This is a genomic window from Myceligenerans xiligouense (assembly GCF_003814695.1).
Lineage (GTDB): Bacteria > Actinomycetota > Actinomycetes > Actinomycetales > Cellulomonadaceae > Myceligenerans > Myceligenerans xiligouense.
Window position 1 is genome coordinate 3,622,395 of record NZ_RKQZ01000001.1, and the last position, 17,908, is coordinate 3,640,302.

18 protein-coding genes are annotated in these 17,908 nt (G+C 69.0%); 9 read left to right on the forward strand and 9 right to left on the reverse strand.

All coding sequences use genetic code 11. From position 1 onward, the window contains the following. Positions 1–146: 146 nt before the first annotated feature. Positions 147–1,757 (forward strand): MFS transporter, encoded by a 1,611-nt coding sequence (locus EDD34_RS15840; protein WP_123815428.1) that lies wholly within the window; start codon positions 147–149, stop codon positions 1,755–1,757. Positions 1,758–1,980: 223 nt separating this feature from the next. Further along, positions 1,981–3,711, forward strand: a complete 1,731-nt coding sequence (locus tag EDD34_RS15845) for a lysyl oxidase family protein (RefSeq protein WP_211341611.1) — start codon at positions 1,981–1,983, stop codon at positions 3,709–3,711. A 74-nt stretch (positions 3,712–3,785) separates the two neighbouring features. On the opposite strand, the gene EDD34_RS15850 is transcribed toward EDD34_RS15845, so the two are convergent. The 5 genes from EDD34_RS15850 to EDD34_RS15870 form a co-directional block, all read right to left on the reverse strand. Next, the gene (locus EDD34_RS15850; protein WP_246012504.1) at positions 3,786–4,124 is read right to left on the reverse strand and encodes a hypothetical protein; all 339 of its coding nucleotides are present in this window, start codon (positions 4,122–4,124) and stop codon (positions 3,786–3,788) included. Between the two features lie 121 nt (positions 4,125–4,245). Further along, positions 4,246–6,480, reverse strand: a complete 2,235-nt coding sequence (locus tag EDD34_RS15855) for an alpha/beta hydrolase-fold protein (RefSeq protein WP_123815429.1) — start codon at positions 6,478–6,480, stop codon at positions 4,246–4,248. A 323-nt stretch (positions 6,481–6,803) separates the two neighbouring features. Then, entirely contained in the window at positions 6,804–7,061 is a 258-nt protein-coding gene (locus EDD34_RS15860) for a hypothetical protein (RefSeq protein ID WP_123815430.1), read from the reverse strand. Further along, on the reverse strand, positions 7,058–7,240 hold the full coding sequence (locus EDD34_RS15865; protein WP_123815431.1) for a HipA N-terminal domain-containing protein: 183 nt from the start codon (positions 7,238–7,240) through the stop codon (positions 7,058–7,060). Before EDD34_RS15865 ends, EDD34_RS15860 begins: the two co-directional genes overlap by 4 nt. A 43-nt stretch (positions 7,241–7,283) precedes the next feature. Then, the gene (locus tag EDD34_RS15870) at positions 7,284–7,616 is read right to left on the reverse strand and encodes a helix-turn-helix domain-containing protein (protein ID WP_342774844.1); all 333 of its coding nucleotides are present in this window, start codon (positions 7,614–7,616) and stop codon (positions 7,284–7,286) included. A gap of 393 nt (positions 7,617–8,009) precedes the next feature. On the opposite strand from EDD34_RS15870, the gene EDD34_RS15875 reads away from it, so the two are divergent. From EDD34_RS15875 to EDD34_RS15890, 4 genes are all read left to right on the forward strand, one after another. Continuing rightward, positions 8,010–9,245, forward strand: a complete 1,236-nt coding sequence (locus EDD34_RS15875; RefSeq protein WP_123815433.1) for a hypothetical protein — start codon at positions 8,010–8,012, stop codon at positions 9,243–9,245. After that, complete coding sequence (locus EDD34_RS15880; RefSeq protein WP_123815434.1) at positions 9,242–9,958, forward strand: hypothetical protein; 717 nt, start codon at positions 9,242–9,244, stop codon at positions 9,956–9,958. Before EDD34_RS15875 ends, EDD34_RS15880 begins: the two co-directional genes overlap by 4 nt. A 167-nt stretch (positions 9,959–10,125) precedes the next feature. Next, the gene (locus EDD34_RS20945; protein WP_246012506.1) at positions 10,126–10,977 is read left to right on the forward strand and encodes a DUF1990 domain-containing protein; all 852 of its coding nucleotides are present in this window, start codon (positions 10,126–10,128) and stop codon (positions 10,975–10,977) included. Positions 10,978–11,413: 436 nt separating this feature from the next. Continuing rightward, positions 11,414–11,602 carry a hypothetical protein gene (locus tag EDD34_RS15890; protein WP_123815435.1) on the forward strand — a complete coding sequence of 63 codons (189 nt, stop codon included), beginning with the start codon at positions 11,414–11,416 and terminating at the stop codon, positions 11,600–11,602. 29 nt (positions 11,603–11,631) lie between these two features. Here EDD34_RS15890 and EDD34_RS15895 read toward each other — a convergent pair whose 3' ends face one another. Continuing rightward, on the reverse strand, positions 11,632–12,606 hold the full coding sequence (locus EDD34_RS15895) for a glycoside hydrolase family 113 protein (protein ID WP_211341613.1): 975 nt from the start codon (positions 12,604–12,606) through the stop codon (positions 11,632–11,634). Between the two features lie 97 nt (positions 12,607–12,703). Between EDD34_RS15895 and EDD34_RS21525 the strand changes: the two genes are divergently transcribed. From EDD34_RS21525 to EDD34_RS15910, 3 genes are read left to right on the forward strand one after another with little or no spacing between them, the layout of a single operon-like run. Beyond that, positions 12,704–13,324 (forward strand): AAA family ATPase, encoded by a 621-nt coding sequence (locus EDD34_RS21525; RefSeq protein WP_342774845.1) that lies wholly within the window; start codon positions 12,704–12,706, stop codon positions 13,322–13,324. A 51-nt stretch (positions 13,325–13,375) separates the two neighbouring features. Further along, the gene (locus EDD34_RS15905; protein ID WP_123815437.1) at positions 13,376–13,819 is read left to right on the forward strand and encodes a hypothetical protein; all 444 of its coding nucleotides are present in this window, start codon (positions 13,376–13,378) and stop codon (positions 13,817–13,819) included. A gap of 7 nt (positions 13,820–13,826) precedes the next feature. After that, the gene (locus tag EDD34_RS15910) at positions 13,827–14,114 is read left to right on the forward strand and encodes a transcriptional regulator (RefSeq protein WP_123815438.1); all 288 of its coding nucleotides are present in this window, start codon (positions 13,827–13,829) and stop codon (positions 14,112–14,114) included. Positions 14,115–14,133: 19 nt separating this feature from the next. Here the strand turns inward: EDD34_RS15910 and ychF are convergent, their stop codons facing one another. The 3 genes from ychF to EDD34_RS15925 all read right to left on the reverse strand — a co-directional run bounded on the left by ychF (position 14,134) and on the right by EDD34_RS15925 (position 17,845). Beyond that, a complete protein-coding gene (gene ychF / locus EDD34_RS15915) occupies positions 14,134–15,219 on the reverse strand; it encodes a redox-regulated ATPase YchF (RefSeq protein ID WP_123815439.1) in 1,086 nt (361 codons plus the stop codon). 158 nt (positions 15,220–15,377) lie between these two features. Next, on the reverse strand, positions 15,378–17,003 hold the full coding sequence (locus EDD34_RS15920; protein WP_123815440.1) for a hypothetical protein: 1,626 nt from the start codon (positions 17,001–17,003) through the stop codon (positions 15,378–15,380). Then, positions 16,985–17,845, reverse strand: coding sequence for an ABC transporter ATP-binding protein (locus EDD34_RS15925; RefSeq protein ID WP_123815441.1), 861 nt, complete (start codon positions 17,843–17,845; stop codon positions 16,985–16,987). The genes EDD34_RS15920 and EDD34_RS15925 overlap by 19 nt, the downstream gene beginning before the upstream one ends. Positions 17,846–17,908: the final 63 nt, after the last annotated feature.

The following is a 17,908-nucleotide window of genomic DNA, read 5'->3' on the forward strand; positions in this document are numbered from 1 at the left end:
TGCTGAGACGGACACCCCTCTGGAGAGCAGATGAGGCACGCACCCGACGGAGACCCGCTACGAGAGTTCCCGCCCGTGCTCCGCCAGACGGCCGAAGCCCTCATGTCGGTCTGCTCCGCGAGACCGTTCAGGGGCGGTGGCCGGCGATGACCTCCGAGGCCGCGGGCCGAACCGCCGGCGCATCGGCGATCGTCCTTCCCACGCTCGCCGCGGGGCAGTTCCTGATGACCCTCGACAGCTCGGTCATGAACGTCTCGATCGCCCAGGTCGCCGAGGACGTCGGCACCACCGTCACCGGCGTGCAGACGGCGATCACGCTCTACACGCTGGTGATGGCGACGATGATGATCACCGGCGGGAAGATCGGCACGATGATGGGCCGGCGCCGGGCGTTCGCCCTCGGGTGCGTGATCTACGGAGCAGGGTCGCTGACCACGGCGTTCGCACCCAACCTCGGCATCCTCATCCTGGGCTGGTCGGTGCTGGAAGGGCTCGGCGCGGCGCTCATCATGCCCGCGATCGTGGCTCTCGTCGCCGCGAACTTCGCTCCGGCCGAGCGTCCGCGTGCCTACGGGCTGGTGGCCTCGGCGGGGGCGATCGCCGTGGCGGCCGGCCCGTTGATCGGCGGCGCCGCCACCACCTACTGGACCTGGCGCGTGGTGTTCGCGGGCGAGGTGGTCGTCGTCCTCGCGATCCTCGTCCTGGCCCGCAAGATGCAGGACACCGCTCCCGCCAGACGCGCGCCGCTCGACGTCACCGGGGTCGTGCTCTCGTCCGCCGGTCTCGGGCTCGCCGTGTTCGGCGTGCTCCGATCCAGCGAGTGGGGCTGGATCCAGGCCAAGCCCGGCGCACCCACGATCGGGGGCGTCTCGGCGACGCTGTGGTTGATCGTCGTGGGCCTCCTGGTGCTCCGGGTGTTCTTCTGGTGGCAGAACCGCCGGGCAGAGCGCGGCAAGGAACCGCTCGTCGACGTCACGCTGCTGCGGAACAGCCGGCTCACGGGCGGGCTGGTGATGTTCCTGTTCCAGTTCCTCCTGCAGGCCGGCCTGTTCTTCACCATCCCCCTCTATCTGTCGGTGGCACTCGGGTTGAGCGCGTTCGAGACGGGTGTCCGACTGCTGCCGCTGTCGGTCGCGCTGCTGGTCGCGGCGGTGGCCATCCCGAAGCTCCGACCGAACGCCTCACCCCGGCGCGTGGTCGCCCTCGGCCTGGGCGCCCTCCTGGGCGGGATCGTCGCGCTGATCCTGGCACTCGACCTCGGGGCCGGTCCCGAGATCGTCACCGCTCCCCTGCTGCTCGCCGGACTCGGTGTCGGCGCGCTGTCCTCCCAGCTCGGAGCAGTCACGGTCTCGTCCGTCCCGGACCGGCTCAGCGGCGATGTCGGAGGGCTGCAGAACACTGCGACCAACCTCGGGGCGTCTCTCGGCACAGCCCTCGCGGGCTCGGCCCTGATCGGCGCTCTGACCACGAGCTTTCTGCTGGGCATCGAGGACAACCCCGCCGTGCCGGACGACATGGTGTCCACGGCGACGGTCCAGCTCGCCGGAGGTGTCCCATTCCTCTCCGACGTCCAGGTGCGTACCGGGTTGACGGAAGCAGGTCTGCCTGCCGCCCAGGTGGACGCCATCGTGGAGAGCAACGCAGCGGCGCGCGTCGACGGCCTCCGGACGAGCCTGGCCGTGCTGGCCGTCCTGGCGTCGGTCGCCATCTTCCTCACCCGGCTGCTGCCGACCCGACCCGCGGGCGACCGCGGGTGACCTGGTGATGCCAGGCACCGAGTGCACCGGCGGGGTGCCATAGAGCGCGCGGGGGCGACACGCCGTCGGGCATCGTGAAGAAGGGTGGCGCATCCCGGGCAATTGTTAAGAAAACGTGGAGTTAGCGGGTATTTCGCATTCCGCACAACCTTCTGGCCTGCAATCTCGTCGGGAGTGACGACAGCGTCACCACTCGACCCCGGAGGTTGTCTTGAAGAAGCGATTGTCATCCAGGAGCCGGCTGACCGCCGTCGGCCTGGCCGGTGTGATGACCCTCGGGTTGTCCGCGGCCCAGCTCACCGCCGGCACCGCGTCCGCCGAGGACGCCCCGGCCGAGGCCACCACGACGGTGACCGACCACGGCCTGCGGATCACCGGCCCCAAGACCGTGGACGCGTACGCCTACCCGGGTGAGAGCTTCGCGTTCCTCGACTCGGCGCGCTATCTCGCCGCCGCCGAGGTCGGCTACGAGTTCGCCACCACGCGCGACTCGTACGGCGCCACGCCCGTGATGACCATGACCACCATCGACGGGAAGAAGAGAGGGGAGACCGTCACCGTCCCCGCCGAACTGGTCGACGGGATGAACGGGCTCAAGGACGGCCTGCGGGTCAGGGTCGTCAACTCCCAGGGCAAGGTGATCTTCGACGAGAAGCGGACCCTGTGCCCCGCGGGCTACGACCCGCAGCGCATTGCGCCGAACGGCCCGTCCGAGGCGAGCTACCCCACCTTCTGCGGCGGCAACTGGTTCACGCGGTCCGTGGTGTTCGGGGTCGACCAGGGCTGGGCCTCGAACCTCGAGGCGTACGCCGACATCGAGGGCGTGAAGATCGGCCACAAGCTCACGATGACGACGGCGATCACCAGGCCCCTGGCCGCATTCCTCGGGATCTCCGAGGAGGAGCGGAAACTCAAGCAGAAGGTCACCGTGCGTAACGTGTGCAAGGAGTGGGGCTGCGACGACGCCGCGTTCCGGGGCGAGCCCATGGAGGGCTTCAGCGCCGAGGGCGCCGACGTCGGCCAGTTGATGCAGGACGTGTCGCCGGGGACGTCCGCGGCCGGCGGGATCGAGGACTCGGGCGTCGTGGAGCGCACGCCGAACCTGTACCTGGCCGACGAGATCAAGCGGGCCGACAACGCCACGGCGAGCACCGAGCCGGGCACGAAGGGGGCCGCACCCAAGGTCGCGGACCCGGTGAACGACACCCTCCCGGACCTCGTCGCCGAGCCCGCCTGGTCGATCGGCACCGAGCGCCAGGGCGGCAAGGACCGGCTGACCTTCAACGCGCACGAGTGGAACGCCGGCCCGGCCCCGCTGGTCGTGGAGGGTTTCCGCCGCCCGAAGGGCCGCGTCATGGACGCCTACCAGTTCTTCTACGAGGAGGGTGAGCAGGTCGGGTACGCCAAGACCGGCACGATGAAATACCACGCCGCGCCGGGCCACTGGCACTGGCACTTCCTCGACTTCGCGCAGTACGAGCTGGTCACGACCAAGGGCGAGCTCGTCACCACCAGCGGCAAGCAGTCCTGGTGCCTCGTGCCGACCGACCCCGTGGACATGCTCGCGAAGAACGCCGCGTGGCGTCCCGAGCTGATCGGCCTGGACAGCGCCTGCGGCGGGAAGAACGCCAAGTGGCTGCGCGAGTCGCTGCCCGTGGGCTGGGGCGACACCTACTCGCAGTACCAGACCGAGGCGTTCGACCTCACCGGTGTCCCCAACGGCACCTACAAGATCCGCATCACGGTGAACCCGGACGGCAACCTGCACGAGGTGACGGCCGAGAACAACGTGAGCCTGCGGAAGGTCGTCCTCGGCGGCAAGCCGGGCGCGCGCACGGTGAAGGTCCCGAAGATCGACGGCGTGGACACCGAGTCCGGTGACTACATGTTCGCGACGGAGACGGCCCTCACGGCCTTCGGGACCGCCTCGACGTCGGCGCACACCCACCACTGACGGCCGACGGACGACGACGGCGCCGGGTCGACCCCCGCGCCGCCGTCGTCCGTCTGCCGTGTGGCCCGCCCGCCTTACCGGTTCAGGCCCGGCGGAGTGCGCGGGGACCTGCGGGTGGCGTCGGTGAGGCTTTCGAGCGCGCGTCGTCGAAGCCCCAGACCGTGTAGCTCGTGCAGGACGCGACGTTCAGGCCGAGGTCCGCGAACCGCTCGAAGTTCGCCTGCATCGACTCGTTGAAGCCGTACTGCAGGCTCAGGTGACACCGCCTCCGGGTCCGTGTCGTGCGCCCACCGGAAGACATCGCCCAGGAGGGCGACCGGGTCCTCGGCGCACGCCTTGAGGAACGGGTTGGCCTCGGTGCGCAGGCGCACGCCACCCTCGTCCCAGTCGTCCTGGAAGATCTCGTTCGCCACGTCCCACTCGTAGATCTCGCCGGCATAGCGGCCGACGACCGCCGGGCGGATTCAACCGGAGCCCGAGGAGTCCGCCGGGTGCGGTCGCTCAGCGATCCGCGTTCTCATCGTGTCCTCCCCCTCAGTTCTCACCCGTGAACAGCCGCGGCAGGAGGTCGATCAGCGCCTTCTGCCACACGTCCCAGCCGTGCGGGCCGGGGATGATCGGAGCGAACTCGTGCTCGACCCCGCGAGCCTCCATCGCCGCGACGAGGTCGAGCGTCGCGCCGTAGGTGAAGTCCTGCTGATCGCCGGAGTAGACCCGGATGAGCTCGGTGCCGGCGTTGACGGCGTCGACATCGGTACCCTCCGGCGGGGCGCCGAAGGCCGACATCGCCCCGATGTAGCCGAACTCGCCGGGATACGTCCACAGGGTGCTGAGCGTGTGTCCCGACCCCATGGACAGGCCCGCCAGGGCACGCTTCCGGGGCTCGGAGCCGACGTTGTACCGCTCCTCGGCGGCCGGGGCGATGCGGGTGACCATCTCCTGCGGGAAGTCCACGCCGTTGCCGTTGGCCATCACGACCACCATCGGCTCGATGGCGCCGTTCCGGTAGTGGTTGTCGAGGATCCGGTCGACGTGTCCCACCTCGACCCAGTCCGTCCAGGTCTGCCCGCCGCCGTGCTGCAGGTAGAACACCGGGTACTCGTCGGCGCGATCGGCGTCGTAGTCCGGCGGCGTCCACACGTAGGCGGAGCGTTCTTCCTGTCCGGCCGTGCTGGTGTAGTTCATGACGCTCACCTCGCCGCGCTCGCCGGCGGGCACCGCGGCGGTGTACCGGCCGCGGAGCGTGTCGCCCTCGACGGTGAACGTGCTCCACGCCGGCTCGGAGGTCACCGAGGTCGGGTTGTTCGGGTCCTTCTGGTCGACGCCCTCGACCTCGAACTTGTAGTAGTACGAGCCGCCCTCGACCGGCATCGACAGACGCCATGAGCCGTCGTGCTGCCGCTGCATCGGGGTGCGCGGCCAGCTTCCGGCGGGGCCGAAGTTGCCCCAGACGGTGACGCGGGAGGCCTCGGCGAACTCCGGGCCTGCCTCGAAGGTGACGATGCCGTTCTCGTCGACCCACGGGGTGGGGGACGTTCCCGGCGCGGGGAGCTCGCGAGGGGTGAAGGGACGGTGCCCCTCGCCGGGGCCGTCGTCCTCGACCGACCGGAACAGCCGCCCCGCGAAGTCGTGCAGGCTCTTGCGCCAGGTGTCCCAGGTGCCACCCGTGGCCGGGTCCGAGCCGTCCGACTGGAACTCGACGCCCGCGCGGGTGAGCGAGGCCTCCAGGGCGACGACGTCGTCGTACGCCGGATCGGTGGCGTTGCCGCCGTACACGCGGATCAGGTCCGTCCGGTCGTTGATCCGGCGCGCCGTGCCGTGACTGATCCGCCGGTCGAGCCCGCCCGAGAAGGCGCCGACGGAGGCGAACGTTCCGACGTCGGTCACGAGCGTTTCCAGGGCCTGCCGCGCTCCTCGGCCGATGCCCGCGACGGCGCGGTCGCCCGCGTCGGACGAGACATGGAACGCCGACTCCGTGGCGGGGAGGAGCTTCTTGGTGAGGTGCTTGCGCGCTGCCGGCCCGTCGCCGTCGGCCATGACGACGACCATCGGCTCGGCGTCGCCGTCGAGCACGAGGTTGTCGAGGATCTGCCGGAGGCGGCCGAGCTCGGCCCACTCGCGGTAGCTCTGACCCTCGTCCTGCAGCAGGTAGAGGGTGGGGTAGGGCTCGGTGCGCTCGGCGTCGTAGCCGGGCGGGGTCCACACCAGGGCCTCGGAACGGTGCTTGCCGCGCCCGTACCCGAGCGTGGCGAGCGCACCGCCGCCGTCGACGTCCGCCAGCCATTCCGCACCCGGGCCGGGCACGAACAGGGTCCGCAGGTGCGGCCGCGCCGTCACCTCCTGGTCCGTGCCGGGGTTGCTGAACGGGACGGCGTCCGCGTCCGGAGCCGGCCGGACCGCGTACCGGTAGGCGTAGACGCCGGGGTCCAGGGGGCCGAACGTGGCGACGCGGTCCACGCCGCCCGGCGCGGCGTCGGCGTTGAACTCCGTCCACGTCCCGCCCGGGCCGAAGGTGCCCTGCACCGTGACCTGACCGTCCTCGACACCGGTCTCCTCGGTCATGACCTCGGGCGGCACGGTGAAGCGGTAGACGTTCCCGGCCGGGTTGTCCGTCAGTTCCGCCACCCAGGGGTCGCTGTCCTCCGCAGCCGCGGCGGGCGGGGCCGCGAGGAACGCGCCCGCTCCCACGGCGGCCGCGGCCACGGCGGCGAGCACCGGTCGTTCGGGACGGTCCGGTGGGAACGTTCGTCGTGCGTGAGTCTCGGTCATCGTCGACTTCCTCTCGTGCGATGTCATGGGTGGGCCGCGGTACGACGTCGAACCGGATCGGGCCCCTCCCCTGGCGGACGGAGCTGCCGCGTCTCTCGGCGTTCCGTCGGTGCGCATCTAGAGTGATGTATCGTTAAATCACAGTCAAGGGTTGGATACGGCGACCCCGCCGGCGACGAGCACGAGCGTCGTCGCGGCGGGCGACAACCCGAACGCTTCCACCGACATGGCCCGATTGCGCTCTCCCGAGGGCTCGCGGACACCCTGCGCGACCTCGGCCGACGAGACCGCAAGGGTCTCCGTCTTTCCCTCACACAGGCTCGTCAGGCGCTCGTATGCGCCTCGAGCTGTGCGAACGCAGGGGCGAAGGCGTCGAGGCCATGCGTGATGCCGTTCGCTGCAGCCACTCCACGCCACGAGCCCACGGCAGCCCGCACCTCGTCCCACGCCGCGCTTGCGTCGCTTGCTTCCAGGTCGAAGTATGGAGCCGTCTCGAACAGGGCGTCGACCTTCCCCGACGGTTCGACGATTCCGCCGATCCCTGTGACCCGGGACGATGCCGCTTCCGGGTCGGGGTTCACGCGGGGCTCGAGTCCCGAAAGGTACCGGGCAGCCCGTCCACGCGATGAGCGCCCTGCACGAGCGGAAGGTGCGGGTCCACCGGCACCGCGTCGGGCCTGGCGAGATACACGTCGTCGTACCTGAACGCCGTCGTCAGGTTCCGCCGACGCATGGTGAAGTACGCCGTCCCGACGTACACCGGGACATCCCAATCGATCCACACCTGAACCGAGGGCGTGGCGTCACCTACGCACCCGCTTGGGAAGTACCTCGTCGGCACGAGCCCGGCCGAGGTCCGACTCATACGGGTCCAGTGCCTCCACAACGCGGTCCAGCACGCCCAAGGACCGCGCAACCCCCAGGAAGGTCCCCAACCGCACCCCTCCCTTGCCCGACTCCAGCGCCGTGAGGGTCCCACGGCTGATCTGCGCACGCTCCGCGACCTGAGCGGCAGTGAGTCCATGAAGCTTGCGCCACGTGACCAGATACTCGCCGATCCGCTTCGCGGCGAGTTCCGTCCGGGCCGACGGCCGACGAGGTGCCACAGGATCTCCAATGCTTGAAATACTGATCACTACAGCCGTTAAGGCTCAAGCTATCGAGCGTTAGCGACTGGGACGCTGCCTCCGGCCTCGGCGATGGCGCGTGGCTCACACGGCCGTCGAGAGATCAGTTGTTGCATCAGACGTTGAAGCGGAACGTTGTTCTGGGGAAACGGTGGGTGCGGGTTGGAGGCGGGAACGGCTGGGATCGTTGGAATTGCAGCGGTCCCGGCCGTTGGCGTGTGTGGGGTCCGACGGCGGGGTGCGGACTTCTTGCGGACTGGGTGCGGACTGCGGCGGCCTATGCGCCTGCCGCTCCGAGCGGTCGGCAGGAGAGCGTGGGCGCGGGCTATGACGAGGAAGCTGATGATCACCGGAGCCAGAACGTCCGCATTGACGTGAGCTACCGCCGATAGGCTGCCGGACGTGGTGACAGAGGTCGATCCGCTGGCGGGTCTGGATGACGTCGAGTGGGAGTGGCTGGTCCATGCGTACGGCGCCGCCAAGGACGTACCGGCCGGCCTGCGGGCGCTGCGCAGCCCGGATGAGCAGGTTCGGCACGACGCGCTGGTCAACCTCGGCAGTTCCGTGACGCATCAGGGCAGCAGGTACTCGGCGTCCGCTCCCGTAGCCCGGTTCATCGTGGAAGTCGTTCTGGCCCCGGATGCGCTCGACCGCGAGAGGCTGCTGGAGTTCCTGTGCGCACTTGCGGTCGGGATTGACGACGACCGGTTGCCGGCTGGGGTGCCGATCGCCGAGTGGCGGGATGAGGCCGCGCAGGTGGAAGCGGAGCGCGAGGTGCTGGTTGCTCACGCGGCCCAGTGGGCAGACAGCGAGATGAAGCGTGGCCGGGAGCGTGAGCTGTGGCTCCGCAATCCGTTCAGCGGCCTGGCCGCGAGTCCGGACACAGTCGCTGCCTACGACGCGGTGCGAGACGCGCTGCCCCGCCTTGTTCGGCTCCTCGGATCGAACCGGAGCGTCGAACGCGCATGTGTCGCCTATCTGATCGGCATGTTCCCCGAGTCCGCGGCACGGACCGTGCCACTCCTCGCGGACCGTTTCGACGTCGAAGCCGATGAGCACGCACTGACGGCCACGCTCATCGCACACGGATTGATCGCCAGCCCGGCCGCGACACATGAGCGTGTGGCACGGTTTCTCGACGACGAACGGCCGCTGGTGCGCTGGGGCGCGGCAACGGCGCTGGCCCGAGCATCAGCAACCGCCTCCAGGCCACCAGGCCGCCGAGTCATCAGGATCCTCATCGACTCGACCGTGCACCAGGATGTACCCGATCTTCGGATCCACGACGGCTGGATCGGGTCCTATGCGGCCAAGAGCCTCGCATCGATCAGGCACTGGCTCACCGCGGCAGACGTCGAGGATCTTGCCAACCTGCTTCCACTCTCCGCCTCCAGCTTCAACCGCGACCAGTTGCTCGACACCATCCTGTCCGCCGCGTTTCCCGGCGCGGGCCGCGCGGCTAACGTCAGGCTGGACGGCCTCACCCCGGTGCAACAGCACGCCCTGCGAGCGGTCCTTCCGGTCTGGGAATCGGACGACTCGTGGATGAGCACCATCCCAGATGCCTTGGCCCGCCACGGGCTCATCTGCAGCCGTACCGAGATCGAGGCGGCCCTCACTACCGGCGGAACGGCATGACAGCCGATCAGAGCGCTCCTGCACGGGCTATCGCGACCGGCTGGACGAAGGGCGCTCTGGCGGCGCTGGGCCTCGCGCTCATGCTCGTCGGGGCTTCCCAGGACCTCGCCTGGACGACCTACAAGCTCGGCATCCTCCCGCCTGGGCTCTGGCATGTTCTGGAGCACGGGGGATACAACGGCCCGTCCAGCGAGAACTTCGAAGCGGCGTTCGGGCGGGGTCTCACATGGGCCGTCGGCTTCATCATCGTCTCTGTGGCCGCGCTCGCCACCGTGAGACGCCGAGCGGTCCACCGGCTCCCCGCAGCGGTCGTCGTACTCGGCACGGTCCTCATGGCGTCGTGGGCACTGCTGGGAAGCGCCGGCCTGTCTCATGGCGACGGGCGACAGGACTTCCACACGCTACGACCCGCACTCGACGGCGTCGTCGAGCACGCTCTCCATGGCGACCTCGACGGACCGTACGCCGAGCTACCCCGAACCCTGGAGTTCGTCTCCGTGAACAGCTCCGTCGACGTGTACCACGATGCCGAAGACCCCGACGCGGTCACCGTCTTCGTTCCGCAGTGGGCACGGCTGGTCGACGACGCGGGCGGCTACATCTACTCGCCCCACCGCACACCCGACGTGTACATGCGCGGCATGGCCTGCACCGACCCGGCACGCCTGGACGGGGGCTGGTGGTCCTGCGGGATGCCAACTCGATCTGATTGAGGCCAACCACGGGCAGGATGTGCGACGTGGATGAAGCAGGGAACGGCGGCGTCGGTGTGCGCTGGTTCACCGTGGGTGACGGGGCGGCTCGGGGAATCGTCGAGGTGGCGATCAGGAGCGCCCTGGTGGCTCAACGGACCCGCTTGGCGAGAGTCGACGTCGACATCGTGTCGGACCGCGACTGGCCGACGAGTGTTCACGCGGCCGTCCGGTTGGCCGAGGAGCGCCTGACGCGGAACCGGCAGCGCGACATCTCCCTCACCCTCGACCCGCGCCTTGACGAAGACTTCGACATCCTGCATGCGCTCGCTCCGTTCAGCATCGGGAGCACGGGAACCAGCTCCCGTGGCGAGCACATCTGGGACGCGAACGACACCGGCACCAGCGTGGCCTTCGCGCTCACTCCCACCGAGGAACACGCCGTGAGGTCTGCCATCACCGCAGCCGGCGGCGTCGCGAGTGACCTGACGCTCCTGGCGGAGTATCACCTGAGCCAACGGGACCTCAGCTACAGCGTCGTGGGCGGCACGGCGCCAGGCGCAGAGCGGTGGCAGCCACCCGACGGATGGCGCGCGTACGAACGCACCGTCCGGCTCGGCTCCGGAACCGATCTGTGGAATGCGGCTTCAACGGCGGCCCTCTCCTGGGGCATCAAGACGCGGAGCGGATTCACCGTCGACCCAACCCTGGAGGAAGGCCGCGTCGCGCGCCAAGGGGAGCGCTACTGGCTTCTCGCACGCATCGGGCCCATCCATGTGCGGGAGCCCGTGGAGGTCGTCGCGACGCTAGCCACCCGCCGCCGCGCAGGCCTCGCTTACGGCACCCTGGCAGGCCATCCGGTCTCCGGGGAGGAAGCGTTCATCGTCAGCCGGGACGACGACGAGAACGTGAACCTGACGCTGCGGTCCCTCACGCGCGCCGGTCGAGGCTCGTGGCGTGCGCTCTTTCCGGTGATCTTGATCACCCAGCGCATCTACCGACGCCGCTACCTCCGCGCACTCCGGCACGACAGTCAATGAGCGTTCGACGGATCTCCTCCCCCCCATAACAGGTCGCAGGACGGATTGGCCCGTACGCCGGGTTCTCCTGGAAGGTGGGGCGGTATGTCTCGCGGTGTCCAGCGGGTTCGTAGGGCACCGCGAGGACGTTCGAATTCTGAATGCCTTGACCTCCTGGCGCAGGGTCTCCAGGCCTTCGGTCGGCTGGTCACCGACCTGGCCGCCGTCGTAGGCGAACCGCTCGTCGGCGATGACGTCGGCCGGGCGGGACGCGGTCTGGTCGCATCGCTTGGAGACGGTCTCCGTACGTCGCACGAGGTTGAGGATGTTCTTGGACGTGTTGCGCGCATAGGTTGTCTCGGTGCACCGTTCGTCCCCGGAGGTGGCGGTGTCGCCGCGCTCGGTGACCTTGATCGGCATGCCGTGCCAGGCAGCGTCGCCCACGTAGTCGTAGGTCGTGAGCTTGTCTCGCGAGCCGGAGATGCGGGCGTCCTCGACGATGCCCGTCACCACGTACTTGTGGAAGTACTCGAGGATCGGCTCGTCGTACGATCCGGCGGGGGTCCAGTACACCGGCATGCAGCGGCGCGTGTTCGTCCACGGGCTGACCGGCCTGTCACTCGCTGTGCAGTCGGGCGTCGAGTAGGAGATGTTCGTGGCCCCGCCGGACTCGGATCAGCCTGCGAGCGATGCGTACCGGTCAGCGACAGCCGAGAAGGCCTTCTTCCGCGTCCAACGCTCTCCCGGCTCACAGGATGCTCGCACCACGGCGAACCCAGCCATATCGAGATCACTCTGCGGGTCGGGGTCGTACGGAAAATCTGGCATCGCGAAGGTGAACACGAAGCACCCGTGCGCGCCTGCTCCGGCGTAGAGGTCGATGAGCTCGCTGAGATATGCAGCCTGCACCGACTCGTCGCGCACATGCCCAGGTCGAACTCGAGGCGGGTCGCGGAACCAGTTCACGATGAGGAATGAACCCGGGCCGCGGCGATCAGCTCCGGTGTGCGCGCCGCACCCGAACTCCGTGATCACCACGGGCTTGCCCGCGTCGTGAACCAACGACCGTAGGTGCTGCTGGTAGGCGCGCCGGTCGTCGCCCATCCGATAGAGGTTGACACCCACGACGTCCATGCCGGACCAGTCGATCTCCTCCCAGTAGGCAGCCGCGTAGGTGATCGGCCCGTCGAACTCCACGCGGGCTGTCCGGATCAGCTCGGCGAGCAGCGCGTTGACACGACGAGTGATGTGCCTCTTCAACAGGCGGCCGAGCCGCAGGATGACCAGGAGCCGCAGAAACTCCGAACCGAGCGGGATCGCGGCTCGCGAGGTGAGCGAAAGCTCCGTACCAAGGACCAGCGTCACCCCGCCCGGGTGCTGTTGCCGCACTCGCTCAGCAGCGGAAGCGACGTCCTGGAGGTGCACCACGAGCTGTCGTGCCCGGGCCGACGGCAACTGGGGCCGGATATACACGTGCAGCTCGAGCCCTGCCGCAACGTTCGCTGCTTCCAGGAGCGCCGAGGTCTCTGCCCCGATCAGCGTGACCGCGGTGCAGTGCAGCTCCTCACGGATCGTCCGAAGGTCGTCTCGGACCAGTTCGGGGCTCATCCCGTCGACGGTGTAGCAGATTCCCCTGTCCACCAGCGCCATCACCGCAGCCTACGGGACCGACAGCAGACCGATGTGTCTCTCCTGACAGTCAGCGGGCTCTGTTGAGTCCCGCAGAGCGGTGCCTGCCAACCGACGGATGGCGCGCGTACGAACGCACGGTCCGGCTCGGCTCAGGAACCGATCTGTGGAATACAGCTTGAACGCCAGTTCTCTCCTGGGGCATCAAGACGCGGAGCGGGTTCACCGTCGACCCGCCCCTGGAGGACGGCCGCGTCGCGCGCCAAGGGGAGCGTTACTGGCTCCTCGCACCCGATCGCCTCGGCCAAAGTTTCAGCAGGCAAGCGACCAAAGTTCCACGCGGGTAGCGACCAACGTTCCACGCACGAGATGCAGTTCGCCACGCCTCCCCCACCCGAGCATCGGACGAGTACTTCCGCGCCACGCTGATGCGCTCGTCACCGACGCCTTGTCGGACACCAGGATCGTCCTGGTCAACGGGGCCCGGCCGAGTGGGAAGAGCACCTTGGTCGCTCAGGTGGGACGTGGGGTCGGCGCCGAGTGGTACAGCCTGGACGATCGCGAGACCCGCGACGCCGTCGAGCGCGACCCGTCCGGATTCGTGCGCCAGGCGCCCCGAATGATCATCGACGAGGTCCAGCGACTCCCCGAGCTGCTCTTGCCATCAAGTCCCTTGTCGATGCCGAGCCGACACCGCTTGAATGCCGACCACCTGCGCACCAGCCTGGTGACCCCGTAGCCGACCAGCAACTACTTGCAAATATGGCAAGTAGTTGCTATTTTCGAGCGCGTGACCGACCGACCTTCGTCCGCGCCGTCCGACAACCCATCCGTGACACCCGAGCAGGCTCGGCAGTTGCTCGCGTCCGTTCCACGGAAACCCCGACGGCGGCTCGCGGCAGTCGATCACGTGTGCGCCGTCGCGACAATCATCCTCGCCTTCCTCGCAGGCATGCTCGCGCTCGGCGGCCACCCCTGGTGGGCGGCTCTGCCGGCGATAGGAGCCATGGCCATCTCGCACTCTTGGCTGAGTGCACGCCAGGGCCGAGCCAACGAGCCGCGACTCAGGGCGACCCTGGCCGTGAGCATCGCCTTCACGACGTGGCTTCTGATCCCCATCTGGCGGGGCATCACTCGCGGCGAGACGATTCCCTTCCCGGAAGCGTTTCTCTTCGCGGGCCTCGCGCCAATCGCCTGGCTCGTGTTCTATCTCGTCCTGCTGATCCGCCGCTGAGACGACGATGACGTTCAGAGATATCGACGCACACCTCATCGCACCGAAGCGCTTCGTCACCCTGGCCCATCTGCACCAGGTAGAGCAGGCAGATTATCCAGCGCTACAGGAGGCGACTGAACTCTCGACGCCGGACCTGTCGAAAATCATCCGCGATCTCGAGGAGCGCGGACTCGTCCACGTCACCAAAGAGCGACGAACGCGATATGGCGCGACCGTGGTGCGTCTGACACCAGAGGGGCAGGAAGCGTTCAAGAAGCTCCTGACCTCGCTGAACCGCATTGCAGGGCAATGAGCACGAGACAATCAGGAACTTAGACGTTGAACCGGAACTCCACCACGTCGCCGTCCGCCATCACGTAGTCCTTGCCCTCGATGCGGGCCTTGCCCGCCGCCTTGGCCGCCTGGACGGACCCGGTCTCGACGAGGTCCTCGTAGGAGATCACCTCGGCCTTGATGAACCCGCGCTCGAAGTCCGTGTGGATGACGCCCGCCGCCTGAGGCGCGGTCCAGCCCTTGCGGATGGTCCAGGCGCGCGCCTCCTTGGGGCCCGCCGTGAGGTAGGTCTGCAGGCCGAGGGTGTGGAACCCGACGTGCGCCAGCTTGTCCAGGCCGGACTCGGTCTGGCCCGTCTCGGCGAGCATCTCGGCGGCCTCTTCCGGTTCCAGTTCCGCGAGCTCCGCCTCAAACTTCCCGTCGAGGAAGATCGCGTCAGCGGGAGCGACCAGCTTGCGCAGCGCTTCCTGTGAGGCGGTGTCCGCGAGGCCGGCGTCGTCGGTGTTGAAGACGTAGATGAACGGCTTGGCCGTGAGGAGCTGGAGCGAGGCGATCTCAGCCAGGTCGAGGCCGGCCGCGGCCGCGCCCTGGTAGAGCGTCGTGCCCTCCTCGAGGATCCCCTGCGCCTTCTTCGCGGCAGCGAAGAGGACGGGGTCGCCCTTCTTGATCTTGACCTCCTTCTCCATCCTCGGGAGCGCCTTCTCGAGGGTCTGGAGGTCGGCCAGGATCAGCTCGGTGGAGATGGTCTCGATGTCGCCGGGAGCATCGGCCGAACCGTCGACGCGGACGACGTCCGGGTCGTCGAAAACACGCGTGACCTGGCAGATCGCGTCGGCCTCGCGGATGTTCGCGAGGAACTTGTTGCCCAGGCCCTCGCCCTCGGACGCGCCCTTCACGATGCCGGCGATGTCGACGAACGACACGGTGGCCGGCAGCTCGCGCTCGCTCCCGAAGATCTCGGCGAGCTTGCCGAGCCTCTCGTCCGGCAGCGGGACCACGCCGATGTTGGGTTCGATCGTGGCGAAGGGGTAGTTCGCCGCGAGAACCTGGTTGCGGGTCAGCGCGTTGAAGATGGTGGACTTGCCGACGTTCGGCAGGCCGACGATTCCGATAGTGAGAGCCACGTCGGGTGATTCTACGTGCCGGGCTCGACGACGGGGCACCGGCCGGCGGAGCCCCATGGACCGCCGCCGACCGACGAGAATGTCGGGATCACCTGCCCGTCACGACGTGAACCCTCGGAACAGCTGTTACGGGTGCCCACGCACGCCGAACCAACGACTCACGGGAACGCCTGCACCTGCTGGAGCAGCTCCGGGGCACGGCGGTCGAACGTGCGCGCGCCCATCCGGATGCCGACCACGAGGAGCACCGCGCCCTCGGCCAGCCCGATCACCAGCGTCACCACGCCGACCACGAGGTTGCCGGAGGCCATCGCCCAGATCCCGATCCCGAGCAGCGGCAGGGCCAGCAGCATCACGACGATCATCGCCAGGAACTGCGCGAGCATCGTCGCCATGGCCGCGCCCTGCGGCGACTTGAGCGGGCTCTCCCCCGGTTTCGGGACCGGGTAGACGAGTCGCGCGGAGACGACGCTGGACACGCCGAGCGTGAGCCCGAGGGTTCCCAGGCAGATCCCCAGCAGCGGTGCGGTCAGGTCCCAGCGGCCGGACAACGCGAGGGTGAGAAGCGCGATGAGCACGACCAGCACGGTGCCGAAGACCAGGACGGGCAGCGCCCGACCCCACCGGTCGGCGCGGCCCGTCGTCCCCGTCGCGACGTGCAGGGCGAACGCCGTGTAGTCGTAGCCGACATCGTTCGACACGCTGAAGGCGAGCACCCACGCGACGACAGGCCCCGCCAGGAGCAACAGCTCCAGGTTGTCCGACGAGCGTGCCGGCAGCCACAGGATCACCGGCATCAGGAAGATCACGCTGATGCCCGCCGCGTAGCGCGGATCCCGGATCCAGTAGGTGGTGCACCGGGCCGCGACGGCGCCGACCGGCGTGGCCGGGAACCGGCCGAACCAGCCCAGTCCCTTGCTCCGAACGCCCTTGCCGCCCCCGACGGACGGAGTGACCAGGGCCTTCGCGAGCGAGCGCGTCCAGATCAGCCAGAGGACCGCGATCGTACCGACGGTGATGGCAAGCCGCGCCGCCACCACACCCCATGCGCCCTCGTGCACGGCGACGGGCAGCGACCACGGTGCGCCGAACGGCGTCCACGCCGCGAGTTCGCCGAACCTGGCTAGCACGGCCGTGAACAGCGACCCGTCCGCGGTCACGGTGACGGCACCGCCGCTCGCCTCCTTCGAGACAGCCCCGATCTCCTCGCTCGCCCAGCCGATCGCCGGCCCGATCAGTACCAGCGGCACGATCGCGACGACGGCGACGACCTCGCGATAGCGGCGCGACTCCAGCAGGGGCGCGAGCGCCGTGGTGACGGCCCGCGAGCCCACCACGCAGGCCACCACCCCGAGTGCCGCCCCGAGCAGGGCGACGGGGATGAGCCAGGGTGCGCGCCACCAGGCGAGCGCCGACCCGCTCGCCGCGAGTGCTGTGGCCACGCCCGGTACGGAGACGAGGCCCGCGACGGCGAGTCCGGAGATGAGGGCGCGGTGCGGGATCGCGAACGTGGTGAACCGTTGCGGGTCGAGGGTCTGGTCGACGCCGAACACGAAGACGGGCACGATCCACCAGCACAGGACGGTGATCGCGCCGGCGAGCGTGATCACGTGCCCGGTGAGGAGGGGGTCCATGCCTCCGCCGATGATCGCGGCGATGACGAGGCCTCCCACCGCGAAGAGGGCGTAGAGCAGCGCGAAGCAGAGGCCGATGGTCTGCCAGATGCTGCGCCGGAGCGTGTTGCCGAGCAGCGTGAGCTTGAGCCTCAGGAAGTGCGCAACCATTCGAGCCCCTCAGCTCGGGTGCGGCCTCCGACGAGGTCGACGAACCGGTCTTCGAGCGTCTGCTCGCCGCGGACCTCGTCGATGGTGCCGGCGGCGAGCACCTGTCCGGCGCCGACGATCGCGACGTGGTCGCACATGCGCTGCACGAGGTCCATCACGTGGCTGGAGACGATGACGGTGCCGCCTCCGGCGACGTAGTCGGCGAGGATGTCGCGGATGTTCGCGGCGCTGACGGGGTCGACGGCCTCGAACGGCTCGTCGAGCACGAGAGTTCGGGGGGCGTGGATCATGGCGCTGGCCAGGGCGATCTTCTTGGTCATCCCGGCGCTGTAGTCGACGACGTACGTATGGGCGTCGGCGGCGAGGTCCATGGCGACGAGCAGGCTCTGGGCACGTTCGGCCACGGTGTCACGGTCCATGCCGCGCAGGAGACCTGCATACGTGACGAGCTGGAGTCCGGTGAGGCGGTCGAACAGGCGCACGCCGTCGGGCAGGATGCCGAGGGTGGCCTTGGCCTGGTCGGGGTGGGCCCACAGATCGGTGCCACGCACGTGCACGGTTCCGCCGTCGGGCCGGAGCAGGCCGGTGGCCATGGAGAGGGTGGTGGTCTTCCCGGCCCCGTTGGGACCGACGAGCCCGTAGAAGGATCCGACGGGCACGTCGAGGTCCAGCGCGCGCACGGCGATCTTCTGGCCGAACCGCTTCCACAGGCCGCGCAGGCTCAGTGCGGCGTCGGGATCGGGGGGCGAGGTCGGGGGCGGCGCGGGTGTCACGGTGTCCGACGGCGCGGCCGGCGCGCGATCGGGCGTGGGGCCGCCACCGGGACCGGTCTGGTGGGTCATGGCGACAACGTAGACCGAGAGTCGGACACCGGGCATCCCCCACCGGGATGACCTCGTTCCGAC